Below are 22,841 nucleotides of genomic sequence, written 5' to 3'. Positions count from 1 at the left end.
CGTGACCGGAACCGAGCCGCGCTACATCGGCATCGACGTCGGCACGTCCGTGGTGAAGGCCGCGGCCTTCGACCCGCGGGGCCGCACCCTGGCGGTCGAGTCCCGCCCGGTGGGCCTCGCGATCCACGGCGGTTGCGTGGAACAGGACATGGACGAGCTGTACGGGGCGGTCCGCGAGGTTTTGGCCGCACTCGGCTGCGACGGGGCCGCGTTCGCCGGTCTCACCGGTCAGGGCGACGGCGTCTGGCTGGTCGACGGGGCGGGCCGGCCGGTCCGTACGGCGATCTCCTGGATGGACGGCCGGGCCCATGAACTGGTCGACGCCTGGCTGGAGTCCGGTGTCTTCGAGACGGTCTACCGGCGCACCGGCAGCGCGATGTTCCCGGGCTGTCCGGGCCCGGTGCTGGCCTGGCTGGACCGGCACGACCCGGCCTCGCTCGACGCGGCGGCGACCGCCCTGTACTGCAAGGACATGGTGTTCCAGCGGCTCACCGGGGTCCGGGCCACGGATGTCTCCGACGCGTCGATGCCGTTCCTGGACCCGCTGACCCGGGCGTACTCCCCCGAGGTCGTGGCCGCGCTCGGCCTCACCCACCGGGCCGCGCTCCTCGCCCCGGTCAGCGACCCGGTCGCGACCGCCGAACTCCCCTCCGGGTTACGGATCTCCAACGGCCCGTACGACCTGGCGGCCTGTGCCCTGGGCGCGGGCGTCACCCGGCCGGGCGACGGACTGCTGATCGTCGGCACCTGTCTGGCCGCGCTGGTGGCCACCGAACGGCTCGACCTGGAGGGCGAACCGGCCGGGCTGCACATCTCCACCGACCGTCCCGGCCACTGGCTGCGCGCCATGCCCGCGATGGTCGGCACCGCGGCCCTGGACTGGGTCCTGGGCACCACCGGGGTGCGCCACACCGAGGTGGACGCGCTGCTCGCCGCCACTCCGCCCGGCGCGAACGGGGTCCGGGTGCTCCCCTACTTCGCCCCGTCCGGCGAACGCGCCCCGTTCGTCGAGCCGAGGCTGCGCGCCGAACTGACCGGCGTGTCGCTGGAGACCACGCCGGGGGACCTGATCCGGGCGGTCTGCGAGGGCATCGGCTTCGCCGCCCGGCACTGCCTGGAGGCCGCCGGCCTCACCGGCACCCTCGCCCTGTGCGGCGGCGGCACCCGTTCGCCCGCGTGGATGCGGCTGTTCGCCGACGTGCTGGGCCGGCCGGTCCGGATCGTGGAGGGCGAGGTCGGTGCGCGCGGCGCGGTGCTGGCCGCGGCGCGGCGCTTCGGGGCGGAGCTGGACACGGCGGCGTGGACGGCCCCGACCGAGATCGTCGAGCCGGACCCGGCACGCGCCGCGCACTACGCGAAGGCGTACGAGGACCACCTGACCCGCCTCGCCGCGGCCCGGACCCGCGCCCGCGCCTGACCGCCCGCCCCGCCGTCTCCGCCCCACCGGACCCGTCGGGGCGGAGGCGGACCGGGACACGTCCTAGGTCGAAGGACTGATCACTTCGGACCCCCTCCTGCTGTTAGCCTGCTCCTGCACAGAGTTTGCAATAACAACCTGGCAGCAGCTGGAGGGTTCGACCACATGGCCACGTACACGCTTCCGGAACTCCCGTACGACTACGCGGCGCTCGAACCGGTCATCAATCCGCAGATCGTCGAGCTCCACCACGACAAGCACCACGCCGCGTACGTGAAGGGCGCGAACGACACCCTGGAGCAGCTGGAGGAGGCGCGCGACAAGGGTGCGTGGGGAGCCATCAACGGACTCCAGAAGAACCTCGCGTTCCACCTGTCCGGCCACATCCTGCACTCGATCTACTGGCACAACATGACCGGCGACGGCGGCGGCGAGCCCCTCGCGGCGGACGGTGTCGGCGACCTCGCGGACGCGATCACCGAGTCGTTCGGCTCGTTCGCCGGCTTCAAGGCCCAGCTGACGAAGGCCGCGGCCACCACGCAGGGCTCCGGCTGGGGCGTTCTGGCGTACGAGCCGGTGAGCGGCCGGCTGATCGTCGAGCAGGTCTACGACCACCAGGGCAACGTCGGCCAGGGCTCGGTCCCGATCCTGGTCTTCGACGCCTGGGAGCACGCCTTCTACCTCCAGTACAAGAACCAGAAGGTCGACTTCATCGACGCGATGTGGGCCGTCGTCAACTGGCAGGACGTGGCGAAGCGTTACGCGGCCGCCAAGGAGCGCGCCGACGTGCTGCTGCTCGCCCCCTGACCGGGAGGCGCGTGAATCGTCCTGCCTCGTGATCGTCTTCTCAACCTTCACCCGGCGGGCGGATGGAGGAAGGGCCCCCGCCCGGACGTGACAGGCGGGGGCCCTTCTGTCGCCCTCGTGGGCTCAGGGGGCCGGGACGTGGGCCAGGAGGGTGCGCAGCACCTGCTCGGCGTGGGTCCAGAGCACCGACCCGCCGGCCTCCGGCACCAGGTGCCGGACCGCGCCCGGGATGCGCGAGGCCAGTCCGGCCCCGTGGTCGGGCGAGTGGCCGGTGTCCTCCTGCCCGTACCAGAGGTCGACGGGCACGGCGATGTCCGACAGCCCGATCCCCCAGCGCCCCATGGCCAGGAGGGTGTCCCGGGCGTAGCCGGCCGCGCCCTGTGCGAACGCCTCGTCGAGTGCGCGCCGGTAGGCGGCGGCGAACGCGGGCTGCCGGTACACGGCGAGGTCGCGCTCGGGGCTGTGGGCCATGACCATGTCCCACATGCCCTGCGCGGTGAACCCGGCGAAGACCTGCTCGGCGGCGGCCGGGTCGGACACGGCCAGGCCGACGAGGCGGCGCAGGTCCTCCGGGAGCGCGTCGGCGAAACGCGGCTCGGCGACCTCGTCCGCGCCGGAGACCACCGCGAGCGCACCGACCGCCCCCGCGGCGGCGCACGCCAGAGCGAAGGGCGCGCCCTGGGAGTTGCCGACCATCAGGGGCCGCTCCAGGCCGCGCAGCGCGGCGAACGCGCGGATGTCCTCGGCGAAGTCGTCGAACGTACGGCCCGGCAGCGGCGTGGAGGCCCCCAGCCCGGGACGGTCGACGGAGATCAGCCGCACCCCGAGCCCGGCCACCGCGTCGGCGCCGAACCCGAGGTGCCGACTGGTGGCCGCGCCGGGCGACAACAGCACCGGCACCCCGTCCCCCGGCCCCCACTCGGCCCACCCCAGCAACCGCCCTCCCGGCAGCTGTTCCGTACCGACACGAACCGGGTCACTCACGTACGAACTCATGCACCCGATCATGGCCGGATCTGCCCCCTGTGTCGAAGGACTTTCCGCCGGGAGGCGCGTGGCGGACGAGGCCCTTCCGGGGGACACGTCGCGCGGCAGGGGGCGGGTCAGCCCGACAGGGGGCCGCCGACCTGCGGCACGGTGACGACCTCGTCGGGGGCCGGGGCCTTCGCCCGTACCGGCTTGCCGTGGTCCGTCAGGTCCATCGTCGCCTTGACGCCCGCCGTCCCCAGGGGCCAGTCGAGCCGGGTGCGCACGATCCGTCCGCTCCGGTCGATCCAGGCGTCCGCGTACACGGTGAGCCCACCGATCTGCTTCCGCATGGTGGCGACCTTGGCCCTCATGTCCTTCGCCATCCGCTGCGTGACCGTCTTCTCGGTGAGCGTGCCGCGGTAGTGGACCGCGCGCACGCCGTTCACCGTCTCCTCGCCGACCTTCGAGATCCGGCGCATCTGCGCCACCTGGCGCAGGACGTGTCCGGGGTCGTTCATCGGCGCCCGCAGCGCGTAGTGGGCCTCCGCCCTGTCCCGGCGGATCGATCCCCAGGAGCCCTCCATCTCGGCGAACCCGCCGAAGTAGACGGTGTCGCCGGCGAAGACCTCGTCCATGCGGGGCGAGGTCTTCCCGGGGACCGCCGGGTCCCGGAGGTCGACCGCGAGGTGCCCCCTGTCGCCCGCCCAGTCGAAGGCCCCCTTGATCGAGATGACGTACTGGGTGGTGCCGTCCCCCAGCTCGATCCGTTCGTCGATCCGGGCGCTGCTCCGCTCCGTCGCGGCCACCGCGGCCCGTACCGCCGCTCCGTGGTCCGCCGCCGAGTCGGCCCCGGCGGCCCTCGCGGGCTTCCCCGACCCCCGCGCCGCACCCGATCCGGACCCCGATTCCCCGGAACATCCGGCGCACAGCAGGGCCGCGGCGACGACGAACGTGACCAGGGGGACGAGGGGGCGCTGCATGGTTTCTCCACGGGGTGATGGCCGGGCACCGGAGCGCCGTCGGCATCGAACGCGCGATCGTACCAACGCGGCTCCGGGCCCCTCCGCCGGCCGGCACCTTCAAGTCCCCAAAAGGAACTCACATCGTGTGAGGTGGATGCGATGATGGGCGCCATGACTCCCGCTCCCGCCGCCCCCGCGGGCGGTTCCCGGACCGGGAATCCCACCCGCCACATCCGCACCATCGCATCAGGCGGCATCGACGACCTCGAAGCGGCCGCCCCGGAGAGTGTCCTGTGACCATCACCGTTCACCGCCTCACCTACTACCCGGTCAAGGGCTGCGCCGGGACCACGGTCGACTCCGCGCACGTCCTCGGCACCGGCCTCGAACACGACCGCACGTTCATGGTGGTGGACGCGGCGGACGGCGCGTTCCGCAGCCAGCGCACGCACCCCGCCATGGCCGCGGTCCGGGTCGGGGTCCTGGACGGCGGCGCGGCGTTGGGGCTGTCCGCCGAGGACGTCGAGCCGTTGCGCCTGGACGTCGACCCGGACGGCCCGCGCCGCGAGGTCAGCATGTTCGACCGCCCTCTCGGCGAGGCCGTCGACCAGGGGGACGAGATCGCGGAGTGGTTCTCCGCCGTGCTCGGCGCGAAGTCCCGCCTGGTACGGGTGGCGCCCGGCTTCGACCGGGACGGCTGGGGCGACACCCCCGGCAAGGTCAACTTCGCGGACGCGCACGCCGTGCTGATCGCCTCGACGGCCTCGCTGGACGACCTCAACACCCGTATCACCGCGGGCGGTGACGCCGCCCCCGTCCCCATGGACCGCTTCCGCCCCAACATCGTCCTGACCGGCGACGACGAACCCCACTTCGAGGACCGGGTGCGCCGGATGACCATCGGTTCCGTCGAACTCGCCCACTCGGTACGGGCGATGCGGTGCGCCGTCCCCATGGTCGACCAGGCCACCGGTCACCGCGCGGGCCCGGAACCGATCCGCACCCTGTCGACGTACCGGCGCGAACCGGAGTACGGCAACAAGGTCAGCTTCGGCGCGAAGAACGCGGTGGTGCGCGAGGGCGTCGTGAGCGTCGGGGACGCGGTCGAGGTGACGGAGTGGCTCGACGCGTGAAGTCCCCGGCCGGGCACCGTCGATGGGCCCGGCCGAACCCGACGGCCCGCGGGAACCGGGGTTCCCGCGGGCCGTCGCGCCTCTCGGCTCAGTGCTGACGGATCAGCACGGGCAGTAGTCCACGCCCGTGCCCAGGAACGGCACGTCCCTCTCCCGCAGCGCGCCGGAGTATGCCTGCACCTCGTCCACGTCCCCGTGGAAGTACTCGCCCCACCCGCCACCGGCCCCGGCCCGGCCGATCTGGAGGGCGCCGGTGCTGCGCAGCCCGCGCGGGAGGCTCGCGGTCGCCTTGACGGAACCGTCGAGGAAGAGCGTGATCGTGTCGGTCCCGTCGTCTTGGACCACGGCGAGACGGCGCTTCTGACCGCCCTCCGCGCTCTTGATCTGGGCCACCACCTTCTCGGGGGCCCCGGCCTCGTCCTTCTCCGGCATCACCAGCTGCCAGCTGTGCGTGGACGGGTCGTAGCGCACCTTGAACACGTCGGTGTGCTCACCGGCCTGCGAGAGCACGGTCATCGGTCGGTCCAAAGCGGAGTCCGTCAGCCGCACCACGACTCCGAGGGTGAAACTCTCCGTGGTGTCCACGACGGGCCCGTCGGCAGCCGCGTACCCGGTCTCGCCGTCCAGGGCGAGATGCCCGTTGCCGACCAGTGCCGGCGGCACGTAGGGGCAGTCGGGGTCCAGCTCCGGGATGCAGGAGTCGTCGGAGCCCCGGTGGATCGAGGCTCCCGCGCCGAGCCGCAGCGGGGCGCCGCCCGACTGCTCGGGGCTCGTGCCGTCCGTCGCGTTCTCCAACGCCCAGCGGCCGAGCAGCTTCGGCTTGCGCCGTGCCAGTTCGGTCACCTCGTCCGGCACCACGACCCGGTCGTGGACCCGTACGTCGCCGATGTCGCCGTGCCACCGGTCGCGGTAGCCCACGGCCCCGCGGGCGCGGCCGATCTGGAACGCGCCGGCCGCCTCGGCGGGGGTCGCCGCCACTTCGGTGCCGACCTCGTGGCCGTTGACGTACAGCCGGGCGCGGCCCGTCTCCGCGTCGTACAGCCCCAGCAGATGGGCCCACTCACCGGTCTCGGGCGCGCCGCCGGACACCGTCGCGTCCCCGATCGCGAACGACCAGGCGGGGCCGGTCTCCCCGTTGCGCAGGCCGAGGGCGAAGCCGGGCCCCCCGTCCGCGTCCTGACTGGCGACGGTCATGTTCCGACCGGTCTCGGCGGGCCGCGCCCAGCCGCTGACGGCGAAGGACTTGCGGATGTCGGTGGCCGGGGCGTCGGTGGTGAGGAAGCCGTGGCCACTGCCGTCGAGGCCGACCGTGGCGGTGGCCCCCGTGCCCGAGGGCGCCGGGCCGCCGAAGGTCACGCCGGTGCCGGCCCGGGCTGCGGTGCCCGTCTCGGCCGTGGCGGAGCGGGAGCCCGCCGGATCGTCCAGCCTCCAGCGGGCGACGGGGGCGCGCCCGGACTGCACGTTGAACTCGTACTCCGACTCCGCGCTCCACCGGCCCGACCGGTCGACCGCGCGGACCCTCAGCCACTTGGGCCCCGAGGTGAGCGGCAGGTACGAAATGGTCGCGGGCCCGCCGGGCTGCTCGACGGGGGCCGTCCTGGGAGGGCTTCCCGGGAATTCGTACCTGTACGACACCACGTCCTCGGAGGGCGAGTCCATGGTGAAGTGCCCGTAGACACCGACCCCGTCCACCCAGAACACGTCCTCGGGCTCGGGGTATTCGGGGGAGCTGATCGTCGGCTTCTCGGGGCTCACGTCGTCGTACACGAACGAGCAGGCCGAGCCGTCGCCCTCGTCGCTCCATGAGGAAGTCGCCTCGTCGTCGTCGGCGCGGACGTGCCAGGAGACGACCGTGTTCGCCGGGATGTCGTCCGGCACCGTCCAGTACCGGGGAGTCCCCGACAACGACACGAGGGTGGTGTGGGTACGGCGCTGCTCCACCCCCGCCCCGTCCGTCCACCACGCCTCGAACTCGCCCTTGACCAGGTTGGCCTCGACGGGCTGGTTGTCCTCCTCCGGGTCGTACAGCACGGCACTGAGCCTGGGCGGCTGCGAGACGTACGTCGGGTCGTCCCCGGTCGCGCAGGGGCTGTTCTCCGTCCGGAGGTCCTGGACCAGCGGCTGCTTCGGCGGCAGGTTGTCCAACGCCTGCGCCGGGCCGGCGGCCGTGGCCAGCAGCGCCACCACGCAGCCGGCCACCACCGTCCGTCTGCGTCTGCCCGTTCTCCCTGATCCGGTCAATTGGCCCTCCCCTGTGAACGTTTCGAGGCCCGTGGGACGCACGGGCCGCCCGAAGCTAACAGAGGTCACCGACAATGCCGGAGGGATTTTCCTCCCGCCCCCAGAAGCCCCCTCTCAGCCGTCCCGCCGGGCCCCCACCAGCACGTCGCCCGCGGCCGTACGGAAGTACAGGACCGAGCGGCCGGTGCGGCGGCGGTCCACCAGGCCCGCGTCCAGGAGGACCTTGAGGTGACGGCCGACCGAGCCCAGGCCCTGGCCGGTCAGGGCGACGAGCTGGGTGGTGCTCTTCGGGTCGGCGAGCAGGACGAGGACGGTCGCCCGCGCGGGGCCGAGGAGGCGCGACAGGCTGTCCGGGACCCTGGCCCGGCCCACGTCGGCCAGGGCTCCGGAGCACGGGTAGACGATCGCGTACCGCTGCGCCCCGTCGTCCCAGGAGACCCAGCCCGAACGCCGGGTGACCGGGACGAACAGCAGCCTCACCCCGGTCAGTTGCTTCGGAGGGTAGTCGTGCGCGTTGATCCGGAGCCGCCCGTCGCCCAGCCACCGCATCCCCGGGCGCAGACCGCTCAGGGCGGCGGCCCAGCCGGCCCGGCCCAGCTCCCCGGTCCGCGCGACGACATCCGCCTCGATGATCCGGCGGCGGCGCGGCCAGTCGGGCAGCACGGTGCGGTGCCAGACCCACTCCAGGACGTCGGCGAAGCGATGCGCCAGGTCGTCGCGGTCCAGGAGGGGCGGGAGGGGGCCGCCGCCGAGCGAGACCACGAGGTCGGCCCGGGCGCGGTCGGGCGCGGTCGCCCGGACCGGGGCCAGTTCCTCCTCGAAGGACGGGGCGCCCTCGCCCGTCGGTGTGGGCGTGACGAAGTCCGCGTTCCAGCTGCCGCCGAGCGCCACCGCGACCAGCAGCGCGGTCACCGGGTCGGCGGCCCGGCGGGCGCGGTGGGCGGGCAGATGGGCGTCGAGCCAGGCGCGTTCGCCGGGGTGGTCCGGACGGCCCCGCTCCAGGGCCTCCAGGGCGGAGACGGTCTCGGCGAGCGGTGAGACGACGAACCGGCTCCCGGCCAGCGTGTCCGCGCTGATCCGCCACAGGCCCATGCCGTCACGCCTCCGCGTCCCGCCCCCAGGTTTCGCCCCCGTGCGAAACAGTAACGGTCGCCGCGCGTGTCCTCCGAGACTCCCCGCATGCACACCTACCGGGAACTCTTCCGCACGCCGCAGTTCCGGCCGTTCTTCGCGACCAGTGCCGTGCAGGTGGCGGCGTCGACGATGAGCGGACTGGCCCTGGGCACCCTGGTCTACACCGCCACCGAATCGCCGCTGCTCGCCGCCCTGTCCATGTTCGGTCCCTCGCTCGCCCAGATGATCGGCGCGGCCCTGCTGATGTCGGCGGCGGACCGGCTGCCGCCCCGGGCCGCGACGACCGGCCTGGCGCTCGTCTTCGCCCTGGCCGCCGCCGCCCTCGCCGTTCCGGGGCTGCCGCTTCCGGTGGCCTTCGCGATCGTCCTGGCCCAGGGGGTGGTCGCCGCGGTGGGCGGCGGCGTGCGGTACGGGCTGCTGAACGAGGTGCTGCCCAAGGACGGCTATCTGCTGGGCCGTTCGGTGCTGAACATGTGCGGCGGCCTGATGCAGATCGGCGGGTACGCGCTCGGCGGGCTCCTCGTGGTGACGCTGTCCGCGCGCGGCACGCTGCTGGTCGCCGCCGCCCTGTATCTGACGGGGGCGGCCGTCGCCCGGTTCGGGCTGGCCCGCCGGCCGCCGCGCACCACCGGGCGGCCCTCGGTCGCCGAGACCTGGCGGACCAACGCCGAGCTGTGGTCCTCGGGGCCGCGCCGCCGCACCTATCTCGCGCTCTGGGTGCCGAACGGACTGGTCGTCGGCTGCGAGTCGCTGTTCGTCCCGTACGCCCCCGGCCACGCGGGGCTCCTCTTCGCCTTCGCCGCGCTGGGGATGCTCGTCGGGGACGTCGTGACGGGCCGGTTCGTCCCGCACGCCCGGCGGGGGCGGCTGGCCACGCCGTTGCAGCTGCTCCTGGCCGCCCCGTACCTGTTCTTCGCCGTGCACCCGGCGCTCCCCGTGGCGTTCGCGCTGGCGATGATCGCCTCGGTCGGTTTCGCCGCGAGCCTGCTGTACCAGGAGCGGCTGATGGCCCTGACCCCGGACGGGATCACCGGGCAGGCGCTGGGGCTGCACTCCTCCGGAATGCTCACCATGCAGGGCGTCGCGGCGGCGCTGGCCGGTTCGCTCGCCCAGTGGACCTCCCCGGCCTCGGCGATGACCGTGATGGCGGGGGCCTCCCTCGCGGTCACCCTGGCCCTGGCCGCGGTGGAGCGCCGGACCGCCGGCCCCGCCGGGGAACGGTCCTCGGCGAAAGAGGCCGCCGGGGAAGGGGCCGCCGACCGGTCGGGGCTCAGCCCGTCGTGAGGCCGTACTCCAGCAGCGGCGGGCCTCCGCCATGGTGTGCTCGAAGAGGGGCCGTCCGATGCCCCGGCCCCGCCCCCTGCCGGGGCGGGGCCGGGGCGTACGGGTCAGTCGAAGATCGGGCCCTGCGTCCGGGTCCGCTTGATCTCGTAGAAACCGGGGATGGACGCCACCAGCAGCGTGCCGTCCCACAGCTTCGCGGCCTCCTCGCCCTTCGGGGCGGGGGTGACGACCGGGCCGAAGAAGGCGATCTGCTCGCCGTCCGCGCCCGGCACGGCGATGACCGGCGTGCCGACGTCCTGGCCGACCTTGTCGATGCCCTCCTTGTGGGAGGCGCGCAGCTCGGCGTCGTACTCGTCGGAGTCCGCGAAGTCCGCCAGCTCGGCGGGCAGGCCGACGTCCTGGAGCGCGCCCAGGACCGCCTCGCGGGTGGGGCCCTCCCCCTGGTTGTGGAAGCGGGTGCCGAGCGCGGTGTAGAGGGGGCCGACGACCTCGTCGCCGTGCTTCTGCTGGGCGGCGATGACGACCCGGACCGGGCCCCACGCCTTGGACAGCAGCTCGCGGTACTCCTCCGGCAGCTCGTCGAGCCGGTCCTCGTTGAGCACGGCGAGGCTCATCACGTGCCAGCGGACCTCGACGTCACGGACCTTCTCCACCTCCAGCATCCAGCGGGAGGTCATCCAGGCCCACGGACAGAGCGGGTCGAACCAGAAGTCGGCGGGGGTCTTTCCGGTCGTCGCCGTGCTGTTGTCAGACATGTCTCTCCTCGTAAGAGCGTGCGCACCTGTGCGCGAGAACACCTTCGGGCGCACCGGTCATTCCCGCCTGCCGGGCCGAGTGGCGGCATGGGAGGATCAAAGTATTCGAACGTGACACAAAGGAGTGCGCCCGTGCCCGGTGAGAACCTGTCCCGCGACGAGGCCCGCGAGCGGGCCGAGCTGCTGAGCGTCGACGGCTACGAGGTCGATCTCGATCTGCGCTCCGCCCTCGGGGGACCCGACGGGGACGAGGAGGCCGCCGGGTCCGGTCCGCGGACCTTCCGCTCGGTGACGACCATCCGGTTCCGCAGCGCGCGGGGCGGGGCGTCGACCTTCGCGGACCTGGTGGCACCGGGTGTGAACGCGGTGACGCTGAACGGCTCCCCGCTCGACCCCGCCGTCGTCTTCGACGGCACGCGGGTGGCGCTGGAGGACCTGCCGGAGGGCGAGAACGTCCTGGTGGTCGACGCACAGTGCGCGTACAGCCGGACCGGCGAGGGCATGCACCGGTTCGTCGACCCGGAGGACGGCGAGGTCTACCTCTACACGCAGTACGAGCCGGCCGACGCGCGGCGCGTCTTCGCGAACTTCGAGCAGCCCGACCTGAAGGCCCCCTTCCGTTTCACTGTGACGGCCCCCGAGGGCTGGACGGTGTGGAGCAACGGGGCCGAGGAGTCGCGGGAGGGCGGGGTCTGGCGGTTTGCCGGGACGAAGCCGATCTCCACGTACATCACGGCGGTCGTCGCCGGTCCGTACCACTACGTGACGGACTCCTACAGCCGCACGTTCGAGGACGGCACGACGCTGGAGATCCCGCTCGGCGCGATGTGCCGCAAGGGGCTCGCCCGGCACTTCGACGCGGATGACGTCTTCCTGATCACCAAGCAGGGCCTGGACTTCTTCCACGACAACTTCGACTACCCGTACCCGTTCGGGAAGTACGACCAGGCGTTCGTGCCCGAGTACAACCTCGGCGCGATGGAGAACCCGGGCTGCGTCACGTTCCGCGAGGAGTACATCTTCCGCGGCAAGGTGACGCAGGCGGCGTACGAGAGCCGGGCCAACGTCATCCTGCACGAGATGGCGCACATGTGGTTCGGCGACCTCGTCACCATGCAGTGGTGGGACGACCTGTGGCTGAAGGAGTCGTTCGCCGACTTCATGGGCGCGTTCTCCATGGTGGAGTCGACCCGTTTCGAGAACGGCTGGGTCACCTTCGCCAACAACCGCAAGTCCTGGGCGTACCGCGCCGACCAGCTGCCCTCCACCCACCCGATCACGGCCGACATCCGTGACCTGGAGGACGCCAAGCTGAACTTCGACGGCATCACGTACGCCAAGGGCGCCTCGGTCCTGAAGCAGCTGGTGGCGTACGTGGGGCGGGACGCGTTCCTGGAGGGCGCCCGGCGCTACTTCAAGAAGCACGCCTACGGCAATACGCAGCTGGGCGACCTGCTGTCCGTGCTGGCCGAGACGTCCGGGCGCGACATGACCGCCTGGTCGCGGTCGTGGCTGCAGACCGCGGGCGTCAACTCGCTGACCCCGGTGGCCACGTACGACGCGGCGGGCCGGATCACGGAACTGGCGGTGCTCCAGGAGGCGGCCGAGTCCCACCCGGAGCTGCGGCCGCACCGGGTCGCGGTCGGGCTGTACCGCCGCGACACCGACGGGAGCCTGGTGCGGTACGCGCGCGCCGAGGCGGACGTGGCGGGGCCGCGCACGGTGATCGAGGAGCTGGCGGGGGCGGAGCGGCCCGAGCTGATCCTGGTCAACGACGACGACCTCACGTACTGCAAGGTCCGCTTCGACGAGGTGTCGCTGGCCACGCTGCGGGAGCACCTGGGCGACATCACGGACCCGCTCGCGCGGGCGCTGTGCTGGTCGGCGCTGTGGAACATGACCCGGGACGGGCTGATGCCGGCCCGCGACTTCGCCGCGCTGGTGCTGGCCTTCGCCGGGCGGGAGTCCGACATCGGGGTGCTCCAGATGCTGCACTCCTGGACCCGGACCGTGCTCACGCAGTACGCGGCGCCCGGGTGGCGCGAGGAGGGCGGCCGGGCGCTGGCCGAGGGCGCGCTGCGGGAGCTGCGGGTCGCCGAGCCGGGCAGCGAGCACCAGTTGGCGTGGGCGCGGTTCTTCTCGTCGGTCGCCGCATCGGAGACGGACTTCCAGCTGCTGACGGGGCTGCTCGACGGGTCGGCCCGGATCGACGGGCTCGACGTCGACCAGGAGCTGCGGTGGGCGTTGCTGTCCCCGCTGGCCTCGCACGGGGTGGCGGACGAGTCGGCGATCGACGCCGAGCTGGCCCGTGACGACACGGCGTCCGGCAAGCGGCACCAGGTGCGGTGCCTGGCGTCGCGGCCCTCCGCCGCGGTCAAGGCGCAGGCGTGGGCGGGCGTCGTGGAGTCGGACGCCCTGTCCAACGCGCTGGTGGAGGCGACGATCGCGGGCTTCGCCCAGTCCTCGCAGCGGGAGCTGCTGGCGCCGTACACGGACAAGTACTTCGAGGCGATCGAGCGGGTCTGGGCCGAGCGGTCGATCCAGATCGGGGTGATCGTGGTCAAGGGCCTGTTCCCGGCGCTCCAGGACGACCCGGCCACGCTGGCGGCGACGGACGCCTGGCTGACCGCGCACGAGGACGCGGCGCCCGCCCTGCGCAGGCTGGTGCTGGAGTCCCGGGACGACCTGGCGCGGGCGCTGCGGGCGCAGGAGTGCGACGCGGCCGCGGAGGCCGCGGCCGCGAGCGGTACCGGCATCTGACGGACGGACGGCAGGGGGCGGGGGCGTCTTCTGCGGGCGGTGTCGTCCCGACTGGTCCACGGTCGTGTAACACGGGGTTGGCGCCGCGGCGGCCCGTGGCATGTCCCGGAGCATGACCCGGAACATCCAGCAGCCCCCGTCCCTCCCCTGCCGTCCCCGCGACGTCCGCGACGTCCGCGACGTCCGCCCGAGCGTGCTGTCCCGGGCGCAGTTGAGGGCGTGCGGGGTCTCCCCCGCGCGGGCCGCCGCGCGGTGCGGGGCCGACGGGCCGTGGCAGCGGACCCTGCCCGGTGTGTACGTCCTGCACCGGCGGCCGCTCACCGCCGACGAGCGGCTGCGCGCCGCCCTGCTGTACGCCGGACGGCCGCCGGCCCCCGGCCGTCGGGGCGCACCCGGCGGTGACCCGGGGGCCGGGTACGGCGGGGCGGTGGTCACCGGATTCGCCGCGCTCGCCCTGCGCGGGTTCGCGGTCGTGCCGCCGCCCGGGGAGTGGTCCGGGATCGACGTGCTGGTGCCGCACGCCCGGCGGTCGCGCCCGGTCGGGTACGTGCGCCCGGTGCGTTCCGCGGCCGTGCCGCCGCCCGGGTGGGTGCGCGGTCTGCCCGTCGCCCCCGTGGAGCGGGCGCTCGCGGACGCGGTCGCCGGGCTCCGGGCCCCGTCGGCCGTACGCCGTCTGCTCGTCGGGGCGGTCCGCGGCGGGCACTGCGAACCGGGCGCCGCGGTGGACGAGTTGGGCCGGATCGGACTGCTGGACCGTCCGCCCGTGGCGCGGGCCGCGGACGCGCTCCTCGCCGAGGACCGAGCCATGGCCGAAAGTCGACTTTACGACTTGGTGATGGAACACGATCTGCCGCAGCCCCTGTGGAACGTGTGTCTCCGCCTGCCCGGCGGTCCGCGCCTCGGGGCCGTGGACGCCTACTGGCCCGGCCGGGCGGTCGCCGTGGCACTCGTCGCCGGCGGCCCGGGGCGCGGCGGGCCGGGCGACGGCGGCCGGCACCGGACGGAACGCGAGGCCCGATGGGCCGCGCACGCCGCCGAGCGGGAGCATCTGGAGCGGCTCGGGATCACCGTCGTCCGCCTCGCGCCGGAGGGACTCCGCGACGCCGGGGGGCGGCAGGCGGCCGCGGTGCGCACGGCGCTGAGGGCGGCGGCCGACCGGGAACCGGCGGCTCGGGTGGTGGTCCTGCCCCGCTGAGAGCCCGCCCGGGTGGCCGGGAGCGGAACCGTACATGGCGGAAACACGCCCTACCGGCACCACTTATTCACCACTTCGTCCCTGATGGCGCATCAGTACCAGTGGCGGGATTCTGCCATGTCCACATCTCACCCACCTCAACTCTCCACAAACCCCTGTCATTTACGAAAGGGTGAGCGGTCATCCGGTACCGAATTCCGGACTCTCTCTTTGCCTATTGCAGGGATGCTGATGACCACCGAGTCCCCCAGTTACATACCCGGGGCGAGACGTGCGGCCCGAGTGGCGGCCGCAGCCGGCCTGGTGGCCGCGCTGGCCGCCACCGGCGTCACCCCCGTCTTCGCCGCAGATGCACCCGACCCCGCCCCCGTCAAGACCGCCGCCGAGGGCACCACCGCCGACAAGCTCGGCGCGGCGGACGCCGACGTTCTGGCCAAGGCCAAGGCCAAGGGGCAGAAGAACGTCACGATGATGGTCGCCACCGCTCCCGGTGCGACCGAGCAGGTCACCAAGCAGCTCGACGCCGTCAAGGGGTCCGTGCTGGGACGTGCGTACGACAAGCTCGGCTACGTGCGGGCCACCGTGCCCACCGCGTCCGCCGACGCGACCATCCGGGCAGCGGCCAAGCTGTCGTCCGTCCACGGCATCGATCTCAAGCAGGAGATCAAGCTGGACGACCCGACGCCCGCCGCCGACCGCGCGGCCGGTGCCAAGTCCCGGGTCAAGGCGTCCGGTTCCTACCCGGCGCCCGGCAAGAAGACCCCGGCGAAGAACCCGTACAACCCGTCCTTCGAGACGGGCGCGGTCGACTTCGTCGAGCAGCACCCGAAGGCCGACGGCCGCGGGATCACCATCGGCGTCCTCGACTCGGGCGTCGACGTCGCCCACCCGGCGCTGCAGAAGACCACCACGGGTGAGCGCAAGATCGTCGACTGGGTGACCGCCACCGACCCGGTGAGCGACGGCGACGGCACCTGGCTGCGGATGACGGACGCGGTGTCCGGCCCGACGTTCACCTACAAGGGCCTCACGTACAAGGCCCCCAAGGGGGACTACCGGATCAAGCTGTTCGCCGAGGCCGCCACCAAGGGCGGCGACATGGCGGGCGACCTGAACCGCGACGGCGACACCACCGACGTCTGGGCCGTGCTCTACGACCCGGTCACCGGCACCACCCGCGTCGACCTGAACAGCAACGCGGACTTCTCCGACGACGCCGTCCTCAAGCCGTACAAGGAGAAGCACCAGGTCTCCTACTTCGGCAAGGACGACCCGCGGACCGAGGTCGCCGAGCGCATCCCGTTCGTCGTCGAGACGCGCCAGGACGTCGTGTACAACGCCGCCGGCGACACCTCCGACTACGTCAACATCGGTGTCATCGAGGGCGAGCACGGCACCCACGTCGCGGGCATCACCGCCGCGAACGGCCTGTTCGGCGGCGAGATGAACGGCGCCGCGCCCGGCGCGAAGATCGTCTCCTCGCGTGCCTGCACCTGGTCCGGCGGCTGCACCAACATCGCGCTCACCGAGGGCATGATCGACCTCGTCGTGAACCGCGGCGTCGACGTCGTCAACATGTCGATCGGCGGCCTGCCGCCGCTCAACGACGGCAACAACGCCCGCTCGGAGCTGTACAAGCGGCTCATCGACATCTACGGCGTCCAGCTGGTCATCTCGGCCGGCAACGACGGCCCGGGCGTCAACACCATCGGTGACCCCGGTCTCGCCGACCACGTCATCTCCGTCGGTGCGTCGATCTCCAAGGAGACATGGGCCGCCAACTACGGCTCGAACGTCACCAAGAAGTACGACATGCTGCCCTTCTCCTCGCGCGGTCCGCGTGAGGACGGCGGCTTCGCGCCGATCCTGACGGCCCCCGGCGCGTCCATCAACACCACCCAGACCTGGCTGCCCGGCGGCCCGGTCAAGGAGGCGGGCTACTCGCTTCCCGCGGGCTACTCCATGCTGCAGGGCACCTCGATGTCCTCGCCGCAGGCCGCGGGCGCGACCGCGCTGCTGCTGTCCGCCGCGAAGCAGCAGGGCATCGAGCTGCCGCCGGCCGACCTGCGGACCGCGCTGACCAGCACCGCCACCCACATCAAGGGTGTGCCCGCGCACGCCCAGGGCTCCGGTCTGATCGACATCGTCGGCGCCTGGAAGCAGATCGTGAAGCAGGGCTCCCCGGCGCACGAGTACACGGTGAAGGCCCCGGTCGACACCGCGATCGACTTCGCGCTGAAGACCCCCGGCTTCGGCACCGGTCTGTACGACCGCGAGGGCGGCCTGCAGGCCGGCCAGAAGAAGACGTACGACGTCACGATCACCCGCACCACGGGCCCGGACAAGAACGTCAAGCACAAGCTGTCGTGGAAGAACAACGACGGCACCTTCAAGCTCCTCGGCTCGAAGACCGTCTCCCTGCCGCTCGACGAGCCGGTGACCGTCAAGGTCCAGGCGAAGCCGGGCAGCGCGGGCGTGCACAGCGCGATCCTGAAGGTGGACGACTCCAGGACCGTCGGCGTGGACCAGCAGATCCTCACCACGGTGGTCGTCTCCAAGGAGCTCGTGAAGCCCGCCTACACGTTCAAGGCGTCCGGCTCGGTGCAGCGCAACAGCAGCGACTCGTACTTCGTGACCGTGCCGAAGGGTGCCAAGACCCTTGAGGTCTCGCTGGGCGCGCTGCGCTCGGGCAGCCAGACCCGCTTCATCTCCATCCACCCGTACGGCGTACAGGTGGAGGACAGCTCCACGGTCTTCTGCTACCCGAACTACGAGAACCCGGCCAACACCTGCCGTCCGGACGTGCGCTCGTACAAGGACCCGCAGCCGGGCGTCTGGGAGATCGAGGTCGAGTCGCGGCGCACGTCGCCGCTGCTGGACAACCCGTACAAGCTGAACGTCTCACTGCTCGGCGCGACCTTCGACCCCGCGGTGCAGACCATCGCCGAGGCGAAGGTCGGCACGCCGGCCGCGGTGAACTGGAAGGTCACCAACAACGCGGGTGACCTGGAGGGCCGTCTGAAGGGCGGTTCGCTGGGCTCGGCCAAGGTCGACAAGCCGTCGATCAAGACGGGCGACACCCAGGAGTACACGGTCACCATCGGTGAGGGCGTCGAGAAGCTGGACGTCGCCATCGGCGGCACCTCGGACGCCAACGCCGACCTGGACCTGTACGTCTACCGGGGCGACGAGGAGGTCGGTGCCTCCACCACGGCCGGCTCCGAGGAGGCGGTCAGCCTGGTCAAGCCCGCCGCGGGCACGTACACCGTCGTGATCGACGGCTACAGCGTCCCGGCCGGCACCAGCACGTACGACTACCGCGACGTGTACTACTCGGCGTCGCTCGGCACGATCAAGGTCGACGAGTCGAAGGCCGTGAACCTGGCCAACGGCGCCTCGGCACAGATCGACGCCGAGGTCTCGGTCGGCGGGGCCGCCCCCGAGGGCCGGCAGTTCTTCGGCGAGGTCAGCCTGGTGAACGGCCGCGGCACCGCCGCGGGCACCGGCAGCGTCGTGATCGAGAAGGTCACGCAGTAACGGTCACCATGTGATCCGTGCGACACGCACGGCAGTGGGGCGGGCGCTCATCCGGGCTCCCGCCCCACTGCCGTGTCCGCCCGGCAGGACGGCCGCTGTCCGAACCCCGGACAATGGATTGGACGGGGAAGCCGTGGACATACGCTTCATGAATGCGGCAACCCTGCCGGTTCGTACGTTCGAAGGAGTTCCCGTGAAGGTCGGAATCGTCGGCGCCACCGGTCAGGTCGGCACAGTCATGCGCAGGATCCTGGCCGAGCGCGAGTTCCCGGCCGACGAACTGCGGCTCTTCGCCTCCGCTCGCTCCGCGGGCTCCACCATCGAGTGGCAGGGCCGGGAGATCACCGTCGAGGACGCCGCCACGGCCGACTACACCGGTCTGGACATCGTGCTGTTCTCGGCCGGCGGCGCGACCTCGAAGGCACTCGCCGAGAAGGTCGCCTCCCAGGGCGCCGTGGTGATCGACAACTCCTCCGCCTGGCGCAGGGACCCCGAGGTCCCGCTCGTCGTCTCCGAGGTCAACCCGCACGCGATCGCGAACCGCCCCAAGGGCATCATCGCCAACCCGAACTGCACCACGATGGCCGCCATGCCCGTGCTGCGCCCGCTGCACGACGAGGCCGGCCTCCAGGCGCTGGTCGTCGCCACCTACCAGGCCGTGTCCGGATCCGGCCTGGCCGGCGTCGCCGAGCTGCACGGTCAGGTGACCGAGGTCGCCGCCGAGGCCGACGCGCTCACCCACGACGGCGAGGCCGTGAAGTTCCCCGAGCCGGGCGTCTACAAGCGCCCGATCGCCTTCAACGTGCTGCCGCTGGCCGGCTCGATCGTCGACGACGGCTCCTTCGAGACCGACGAGGAGCAGAAGCTCCGCAACGAGTCCCGCAAGATCCTGGAGATCCCGGAGCTGAAGGTGTCCGGCACCTGCGTCCGGGTGCCGGTCTTCTCCGGCCACTCCCTCCAGATCAACGCCCGCTTCGCCCGCCCGATCGGCGTGGAGCGCGCCCACGAGCTGCTGAAGGACGCCCCCGGCGTCGAGCTCTCCGAGATCCCCACCCCGCTCCAGGCGGCCGGCAAGGACGCCTCGTTCGTCGGCCGCATCCGGGTCGACGAGACCATCGAGAACGGCCTCGCGCTCTTCGTCTCCAACGACAACCTGCGCAAGGGCGCCGCGCTGAACGCGGTGCAGATCGCGGAGCTGGTCGCGGCGGAGCTGAAGGGCTGACGCCGAACGCGCGAAAGGGCGGCCACCGGGTGCGGTGGCCGCCCTTTCGCATGCGTGCGTCCGGGTGTGCTCAGAGGGCGAGGTGGCGGCGCAGGGCGGCATCGATCTCGGCCATGCGCGGGCGGGGGACGGTGCCGACGCGTCGGAGGAACCGCTCGTGAGCCATCGCGCGCACCTGCTCGCACTGCACCTTCGAGTCCTTCGGCAGGCCGCACTCCTCTGCGGGGAGCAGCACCTGGAAAGGGTAGATCCGGGAGGTGTTCGACGTCAGCGGCACCACGGTGATCACACCGCGCTCCGTCCTGGAGACGACAGCGTTGGCCCCGTCGTTCGAGACGACCACCGACGGGCGGGCTTTGTTCGCCTCGCTGCCCCGGACCGGCTCGTACTCGACCAGGTAGATGTCACCGCGCCTCATCGTTGAGCCCGTCCCCCGAGAACTGGTCCCAGAACGCGGCGTCCTCGCTCGCGTCCCATTCCGCGAACGCCGCCTCGTAGTCGGCCTCCAGATTCGAGGCGCGCAGCAGCTCGATCGCGGCGTGGATCACCGCGGACCGGGAGTCGGCATCGGTCTTCGTGGCGTACTCGTCGACAAATGCGACGTCCTCCTGCGGCAGACTCACACTGATCTTCATACCATTGATGCTACCGAAGTAGCTCATGGATGGCTACCGCACCGAAGTGCGCGACGTGGAAGGATGACCGAAAACGTCACATCCCAAGGAGATGACCGCGTGCCTGGCACGAATCTGACCCGCGAAGAGGCACAGGAGCGGGCGCGCCTGCTGACCGTGGACGCGTACGAGATCGATCTCGACCTCTCCGGAGCGCAGGAGGGCGGCACCTACCGGTCCGTGACCACCGTGCGCTTCGACTCCGCCGAAGCCGGTGCGGAGACGTTCATCGACCTGGTCGCGCCCGCCGTGCACGAGGTCGAGCTGAACGGAAAGTCGCTCGACGTCGCGGCCGTGTTCCGCGACTCCCGCATCGCGCTCCCGCACCTGGTCGCGGGCTCCAACGAGCTGAAGGTCGTCGCCGACTGCGCGTACACCAACACCGGCGAGGGCCTGCACCGCTTCGTCGACCCGGTCGACCAGCAGGCTTACCTCTACACCCAGTTCGAGGTGCCGGACGCCCGCCGGGTGTTCGCGAGCTTCGAGCAGCCCGACCTGAAGGCGACCTTCCGGTTCACCGTGAAGGCCCCCTCCGGCTGGACCGTGATCTCGAACTCGCCGACGCCCGAGCCGAAGGACGACGTCTGGTCCTTCGAGCCGACGCCGCGCATCTCGACGTACATCACGGCCCTGATCGTCGGCCCGTACCACTCGGTGCACAGCAGCTACGAGAAGGACGGCCGGACCGTCCCGCTCGGCATCTACTGCCGCCCCTCGCTGGCCGAGTTCCTCGACGCGGACGACATCTTCGAGGTGACCCGGCAGGGCTTCGACTGGTTCCAGGAGAAGTTCGACTACGACTACCCGTTCGCCAAGTACGACCAGCTCTTCGTCCCGGAGTTCAACGCCGGGGCGATGGAGAACGCGGGCGCGGTCACCATCCGCGACCAGTACGTGTTCCGGTCGAAGGTGACGGACGCGGCGTACGAGCGGCGCGCCGAGACCATCCTGCACGAGCTGGCGCACATGTGGTTCGGCGACCTGGTCACCATGGAGTGGTGGAACGACCTGTGGCTGAACGAGTCGTTCGCCACGTACACCTCGGTCGCCTGCCAGGCGGACGCGCCGGGCACGAAGTGGCCGAACTCCTGGACCACCTTCGCCAACTCCGAGAAGACCTGGGCCTACCGCCAGGACCAGCTGCCGTCCACGCACCCGATCATGGCCGACATCCGTGACCTGGACGACGTGCTGGTCAACTTCGACGGGATCACCTACGCCAAGGGCGCCTCGGTCCTGAAGCAGCTGGTGGCGTACGTCGGCAAGGACGCGTTCTTCCAGGGCGTCCAGGCGTACTTCAAGGCGCACGCGTTCGGCAACACCCGGCTGTCGGACCTGCTGGGCGCGCTGGAGGAGACCTCCGGCCGCGACCTGAAGACCTGGTCGAAGGCGTGGCTGGAGACCGCGGGCATCAACATCCTGCGCCCGGAGATCGAGACGGACGAGAACGGTCACGTCACGTCCTTCGCGGTCCTCCAGGAGGCCCCGGCCCTCCCCGCCGGTGCCAAGGGCGAGCCGACGCTGCGCCCGCACCGCATCGCCATCGGCTGCTACGACCTCGACGCCGACGGCAAGCTGGTCCGCACGGACCGGATCGAGCTGGACGTCGACGGCCCGCGCACCGTCGTGCCGTTCCCGGCCGGCACCGCCCGCCCCGCCGTGGTCCTGCTCAACGACGACGACCTGTCGTACGCGAAGGTCCGGCTCGACGAGGAGTCGCTGCGCGTCGTCACCGAGCACCTGGGCGACTTCCCCGAGTCCCTGCCCCGGGCCCTGTGCTGGGCCTCCGCCTGGGACATGACCCGGGACGGCGAGCTGGCGACCCGGGACTACCTCGAACTGGTGCTCTCCGGGATCGGCAAGGAGTCGGACATCGGCGTCGTTCAGTCGCTGCACCGTCAGGTGAAGCTGGCGCTGGACCTGTACGCGGCGCCGGAGTGGCGCGAGGCCGGGCTGAGCCGGTGGACCGAGGCGACGCTGGCGCACCTGCGCGCGGCGGAGCCGGGCAGCGACCACCAGCTGGCCTGGGCCCGCGCCTTCGCGGAGACCGCCCGCACCCCGCAGCAGACGGACCTGTTGCAGGCCCTGCTGGACGGCCGGGAGGCGATCGAGGGCCTGGCCGTCGACGCGGAGCTGCGCTGGGCGTTCGTCGAGCGGCTCGCCGCGACCGGCCTCATGGAGGAGGACGGGATCGCCGCCGAGTACGAGCGGGACAGGACGGCGGCGGGTGAGCGCCACGCGGCGACCGCCCGCGCGGCCCGCCCCACCGAGGAGGCGAAGGCGGAGGCATGGGCCTCCATCGTCGAGTCCGACAAGCTGCCGAACTCCCTCCAGGAGGCGGTCATCTCCGGCTTCGTCCAGTCCGACCAGCGCGAACTGCTGGCCCCGTACGCGGAGAAGTTCTTCGCGTCGGTCAAGGACGTCTGGGACGCGCGCAGCCATGAGATGGCGCAGCAGATCGCGATCGGCCTCTACCCGACCTTCCAGGTCGCGCAGGAGACCCTGGACGCCACGGACGCCTGGCTGGCCTCGGCCGAGCCGGGCGCGGCCCTGCGCCGGCTGATCTCGGAGTCCCGTTCGGGCGTGGAGCGCGCGCTCAGGGCCCGGGCCGCGGACGCGGCGGCGGCCACGGCGTAACGGCCGGCCGCAGGCCGCCCCGGCCACCCGCCCCGGACCGCTCGCCGGTCCGGGGCACCCGGCCGGTCACTCCCCCGTGGAGCCCGGCCGGGTGCCGCCGGTGTGGAGACCCGC

The 22,841-nt window shown here is 72.2% G+C and carries 17 protein-coding genes; 10 read left to right on the top strand and 7 right to left on the bottom strand.

From position 1 onward, the window contains the following. Nucleotide 1 precedes the first annotated feature (1 nt). Nucleotides 2–1,417 (top strand): FGGY family carbohydrate kinase, encoded by a 1,416-nt coding sequence (locus ACFYW1_RS20645; protein WP_388994822.1) that lies wholly within the window; start codon nt 2–4, stop codon nt 1,415–1,417. Nucleotides 1,418–1,582: 165 nt separating this feature from the next. Beyond that, entirely contained in the window at nt 1,583–2,224 is a 642-nt protein-coding gene (locus tag ACFYW1_RS20640; RefSeq protein WP_388994819.1) for a superoxide dismutase, read from the top strand. Between the two features lie 123 nt (nt 2,225–2,347). Here ACFYW1_RS20640 and ACFYW1_RS20635 read toward each other — a convergent pair whose 3' ends face one another. Both ACFYW1_RS20635 and ACFYW1_RS20630 read right to left on the bottom strand, forming a co-directional pair. Continuing rightward, complete coding sequence (locus ACFYW1_RS20635) at nt 2,348–3,220, bottom strand: alpha/beta fold hydrolase (RefSeq protein ID WP_388994816.1); 873 nt, start codon at nt 3,218–3,220, stop codon at nt 2,348–2,350. A 107-nt stretch (nt 3,221–3,327) separates the two neighbouring features. After that, complete coding sequence (locus tag ACFYW1_RS20630) at nt 3,328–4,173, bottom strand: hypothetical protein (protein WP_388994813.1); 846 nt, start codon at nt 4,171–4,173, stop codon at nt 3,328–3,330. Between the two features lie 153 nt (nt 4,174–4,326). Between ACFYW1_RS20630 and ACFYW1_RS20625 the strand changes: the two genes are divergently transcribed. Then, on the top strand, nt 4,327–4,452 hold the full coding sequence (locus ACFYW1_RS20625) for a hypothetical protein (protein WP_388994809.1): 126 nt from the start codon (nt 4,327–4,329) through the stop codon (nt 4,450–4,452). Next, nucleotides 4,449–5,288, top strand: coding sequence for an MOSC domain-containing protein (locus ACFYW1_RS20620; protein ID WP_388994806.1), 840 nt, complete (start codon nt 4,449–4,451; stop codon nt 5,286–5,288). Before ACFYW1_RS20625 ends, ACFYW1_RS20620 begins: the two co-directional genes overlap by 4 nt. Nucleotides 5,289–5,390: 102 nt before the next feature. Here the strand turns inward: ACFYW1_RS20620 and ACFYW1_RS20615 are convergent, their stop codons facing one another. Both ACFYW1_RS20615 and ACFYW1_RS20610 read right to left on the bottom strand, forming a co-directional pair. After that, on the bottom strand, nt 5,391–7,490 hold the full coding sequence (locus ACFYW1_RS20615; protein ID WP_388995084.1) for a LamG-like jellyroll fold domain-containing protein: 2,100 nt from the start codon (nt 7,488–7,490) through the stop codon (nt 5,391–5,393). 153 nt (nt 7,491–7,643) lie between these two features. Continuing rightward, entirely contained in the window at nt 7,644–8,621 is a 978-nt protein-coding gene (locus ACFYW1_RS20610; protein ID WP_388994803.1) for an ArsR/SmtB family transcription factor, read from the bottom strand. Between the two features lie 87 nt (nt 8,622–8,708). Between ACFYW1_RS20610 and ACFYW1_RS20605 the strand changes: the two genes are divergently transcribed. Further along, complete coding sequence (locus ACFYW1_RS20605; protein ID WP_388994800.1) at nt 8,709–9,947, top strand: MFS transporter; 1,239 nt, start codon at nt 8,709–8,711, stop codon at nt 9,945–9,947. A gap of 104 nt (nt 9,948–10,051) precedes the next feature. On the opposite strand, the gene ACFYW1_RS20600 is transcribed toward ACFYW1_RS20605, so the two are convergent. Beyond that, the gene (locus ACFYW1_RS20600; RefSeq protein ID WP_388994797.1) at nt 10,052–10,702 is read right to left on the bottom strand and encodes a DsbA family protein; all 651 of its coding nucleotides are present in this window, start codon (nt 10,700–10,702) and stop codon (nt 10,052–10,054) included. A 132-nt stretch (nt 10,703–10,834) separates the two neighbouring features. On the opposite strand from ACFYW1_RS20600, the gene pepN (ACFYW1_RS20595) reads away from it, so the two are divergent. From pepN (ACFYW1_RS20595) to ACFYW1_RS20580, 4 genes are all read left to right on the top strand, one after another. Continuing rightward, nucleotides 10,835–13,462: an aminopeptidase N gene (pepN, locus tag ACFYW1_RS20595; protein ID WP_388994794.1), complete on the top strand. Its 2,628-nt coding sequence runs from the start codon at nt 10,835–10,837 to the stop codon at nt 13,460–13,462. Nucleotides 13,463–13,574: 112 nt separating this feature from the next. Further along, nucleotides 13,575–14,657, top strand: a complete 1,083-nt coding sequence (locus ACFYW1_RS20590; RefSeq protein ID WP_388994791.1) for a hypothetical protein — start codon at nt 13,575–13,577, stop codon at nt 14,655–14,657. A gap of 225 nt (nt 14,658–14,882) precedes the next feature. Beyond that, on the top strand, nt 14,883–18,194 hold the full coding sequence (locus ACFYW1_RS20585; RefSeq protein WP_388994788.1) for a S8 family serine peptidase: 3,312 nt from the start codon (nt 14,883–14,885) through the stop codon (nt 18,192–18,194). Nucleotides 18,195–18,387: 193 nt separating this feature from the next. Then, nucleotides 18,388–19,416, top strand: a complete 1,029-nt coding sequence (locus tag ACFYW1_RS20580) for an aspartate-semialdehyde dehydrogenase (protein WP_388994785.1) — start codon at nt 18,388–18,390, stop codon at nt 19,414–19,416. A gap of 70 nt (nt 19,417–19,486) precedes the next feature. Here the strand turns inward: ACFYW1_RS20580 and ACFYW1_RS20575 are convergent, their stop codons facing one another. Beyond that, entirely contained in the window at nt 19,487–19,834 is a 348-nt protein-coding gene (locus ACFYW1_RS20575) for a type II toxin-antitoxin system PemK/MazF family toxin (RefSeq protein WP_388994782.1), read from the bottom strand. Beyond that, nucleotides 19,821–20,051 (bottom strand): ribbon-helix-helix domain-containing protein, encoded by a 231-nt coding sequence (locus ACFYW1_RS20570; protein WP_356931459.1) that lies wholly within the window; start codon nt 20,049–20,051, stop codon nt 19,821–19,823. Before ACFYW1_RS20570 ends, ACFYW1_RS20575 begins: the two co-directional genes overlap by 14 nt. 99 nt (nt 20,052–20,150) lie before the next feature. On the opposite strand from ACFYW1_RS20570, the gene pepN (ACFYW1_RS20565) reads away from it, so the two are divergent. Beyond that, nucleotides 20,151–22,727 (top strand): aminopeptidase N, encoded by a 2,577-nt coding sequence (gene pepN, locus ACFYW1_RS20565; RefSeq protein ID WP_388994778.1) that lies wholly within the window; start codon nt 20,151–20,153, stop codon nt 22,725–22,727. The last annotated feature ends 114 nt before the right edge of the window (nt 22,728–22,841 follow it).

Origin of the sequence: Streptomyces sp. NPDC002669 (genome assembly GCF_042889165.1) — a bacterium.
Taxonomy (GTDB): domain Bacteria; phylum Actinomycetota; class Actinomycetes; order Streptomycetales; family Streptomycetaceae; genus Streptomyces.
The sequence above is the reverse complement of the archived record's forward strand: the minus strand, read 5'-3'. Positions and strand labels throughout refer to the sequence as shown.

Excerpts from the sequence above, each read along its gene's own strand:
- ACFYW1_RS20640 (WP_388994819.1), top strand. The coding sequence starts at position 1,583 with ATGGCCACGTACACGCTTCCGGAACTCCCGTACGACTACGCGGCGCTC.
- ACFYW1_RS20635 (WP_388994816.1), bottom strand. The coding sequence starts at position 3,220 with ATGAGTTCGTACGTGAGTGACCCGGTTCGTGTCGGTACGGAACAGCTG.
- ACFYW1_RS20630 (WP_388994813.1), bottom strand. The coding sequence starts at position 4,173 with ATGCAGCGCCCCCTCGTCCCCCTGGTCACGTTCGTCGTCGCCGCGGCC.
- ACFYW1_RS20625 (WP_388994809.1), top strand. The coding sequence starts at position 4,327 with ATGACTCCCGCTCCCGCCGCCCCCGCGGGCGGTTCCCGGACCGGGAAT.
- ACFYW1_RS20610 (WP_388994803.1), bottom strand. The coding sequence starts at position 8,621 with ATGGGCCTGTGGCGGATCAGCGCGGACACGCTGGCCGGGAGCCGGTTC.
- ACFYW1_RS20605 (WP_388994800.1), top strand. The coding sequence starts at position 8,709 with ATGCACACCTACCGGGAACTCTTCCGCACGCCGCAGTTCCGGCCGTTC.
- ACFYW1_RS20600 (WP_388994797.1), bottom strand. The coding sequence starts at position 10,702 with ATGTCTGACAACAGCACGGCGACGACCGGAAAGACCCCCGCCGACTTC.
- ACFYW1_RS20590 (WP_388994791.1), top strand. The coding sequence starts at position 13,575 with ATGACCCGGAACATCCAGCAGCCCCCGTCCCTCCCCTGCCGTCCCCGC.
- ACFYW1_RS20585 (WP_388994788.1), top strand. The coding sequence starts at position 14,883 with ATGCTGATGACCACCGAGTCCCCCAGTTACATACCCGGGGCGAGACGT.
- ACFYW1_RS20575 (WP_388994782.1), bottom strand. The coding sequence starts at position 19,834 with ATGAGGCGCGGTGACATCTACCTGGTCGAGTACGAGCCGGTCCGGGGC.
- ACFYW1_RS20570 (WP_356931459.1), bottom strand. The coding sequence starts at position 20,051 with ATGAAGATCAGTGTGAGTCTGCCGCAGGAGGACGTCGCATTTGTCGAC.